At 47.8% G+C, this 1,275-nt stretch carries 5 protein-coding genes; 3 read left to right on the top strand and 2 right to left on the bottom strand.

The genetic code is table 11. The annotated features are described in order from the left end of the window. Positions 1-302, top strand: a 302-nt coding sequence (locus AK963_RS36800; RefSeq protein WP_175404728.1) for a terminase gpA endonuclease subunit, incomplete at its 5' end; no start/stop codon positions are given. A gap of 4 nt (positions 303-306) precedes the next feature. Beyond that, complete coding sequence (locus tag AK963_RS29175) at positions 307-507, top strand: phage head-tail joining protein (protein ID WP_066018748.1); 201 nt, start codon at positions 307-309, stop codon at positions 505-507. On the opposite strand, the gene AK963_RS29170 is transcribed toward AK963_RS29175, so the two are convergent. Beyond that, on the bottom strand, positions 504-713 hold the full coding sequence (locus AK963_RS29170) for a BrnA antitoxin family protein (protein ID WP_238593895.1): 210 nt from the start codon (positions 711-713) through the stop codon (positions 504-506). The genes AK963_RS29175 and AK963_RS29170 overlap by 4 nt on opposite strands. Before the next feature lie 19 nt (positions 714-732). Beyond that, positions 733-1,011, bottom strand: a complete 279-nt coding sequence (locus tag AK963_RS29165) for a BrnT family toxin (protein ID WP_066018746.1) — start codon at positions 1,009-1,011, stop codon at positions 733-735. Positions 1,012-1,070: 59 nt separating this feature from the next. On the opposite strand from AK963_RS29165, the gene AK963_RS29160 reads away from it, so the two are divergent. Further along, a partial coding sequence (locus tag AK963_RS29160; protein WP_139117782.1) for a phage portal protein occupies positions 1,071-1,275 on the top strand: 205 nt, incomplete at its 3' end.

Here is a 1,275-nt window from a genome sequence, read left to right as displayed (position 1 = left end):
TTGCAGACTGCTTTGATGAGGATTACTTCAAGCAGGCCACGGCAGAAGAGAAGGTACGTAAATACAAGCACGGCGTTGCCTACTTTGAATGGGATGCCAAAAAGAAGCGCAACGAAGCACTGGATTGCCGGGTCTATGCGCTGACGGCTGTGAGAATCCTTCAGCAACATCGAGGGCTGGATCTGGAACAGCTGGCAGCACAACGGCCAGAGCCTGAAGTGCAGATCAAACAAGAAGAACCAGCGGATATCGCTGTGAATCGCAATCGTCGAATCTCTCACAGTTCCTATCTGAATGGATAAACCCATGATTACCGATGCTGAATACCAGGCCCTGAAGCGAGCCGTGCTGCTGCGGGAAACCCGCACCGTAGAATTTGAAGGCCGAAAAGTGGAATACGCCAGCTTCGGTGAAATGGAGCGGCGGCTTCAAGCCATTGAGCGAGAGCTGGTTAAACAGCAAAAACGCCCACGACAGTATGGTGTTTATTCCCGTCGTTGCATTTAACGGGATTGATGCGTTTCCATATACTTTCTGAGCAAGTTATTAATGCGGGTTTGATAACCTTGTCCTTGCTCTTTAAACCATTCCAGAACATCAGAGTCTAACCGGATGGTCACTGGCTTTTTGACAGGCAAACGCAATTCAGCCTGATTAAAAAACTCCTCATCCAATTCAGGAATATCGGAAGTATCTATTTCATCATCATTCATGGTGTCGAGCCGTTGCCAATCAGTACCGGATGTTTTCTTCATAATATTGAGTCTCTTTTTTGGTGGCTTTTCGGGCTGAAATGATTCGCACAATATCACCGACTCGTTCTGTATAGACAACTACTCCGGTAAGGTGATGAATGCGGCCAATAGCAACCCAGCGCTCTTCGTCATAGTTGATGCGGTCATCAATCCGGCAGAGCAAAGGGTGATTGAAGATATCGACTGCATCATCAAAGGCAATTCCGTGCTTGCGAATATTCGCCTGATTCTTTTCTTCATCCCAGTCAAATTGCATGGTTATGCCAGTATTTACATTTGTACATACATAATAGCACAGATTTCAGGAAATACTGAATGAGTCTGAAACATCGTATTGCAGGCTGGCTGCTGCCTGAAATCAATAATCTGGCCTATACCTCCGCAGGGCATGGTCGGAGAAGCCAGAGTTGGTCAGCCCCATCCTCCGGCCCGAATAACACATTGACCGGTAATCTGGGGACGTTAATCAATCGTTCACGAGCAGCGATTCGCAATGATCCCTGGGCGGCATCCGGGCTGG

Origin of the sequence: Endozoicomonas atrinae (assembly GCF_001647025.1) — a bacterium.
Taxonomy (GTDB): Bacteria; Pseudomonadota; Gammaproteobacteria; order Pseudomonadales; family Endozoicomonadaceae; genus Endozoicomonas; species Endozoicomonas atrinae.
Note: the sequence above shows the minus strand (reverse complement) of the source record. Positions and strands in the feature narration are given on the sequence as shown.

Coding starts and splice junctions, on each gene's coding strand:
- AK963_RS29170 (WP_238593895.1), bottom strand. CDS start 713: ATGAATGATGATGAAATAGATACTTCCGATATTCCTGAATTGGATGAG.
- AK963_RS29165 (WP_066018746.1), bottom strand. CDS start 1,011: ATGCAATTTGACTGGGATGAAGAAAAGAATCAGGCGAATATTCGCAAG.
- AK963_RS29175 (WP_066018748.1), top strand. CDS start 307: ATGATTACCGATGCTGAATACCAGGCCCTGAAGCGAGCCGTGCTGCTG.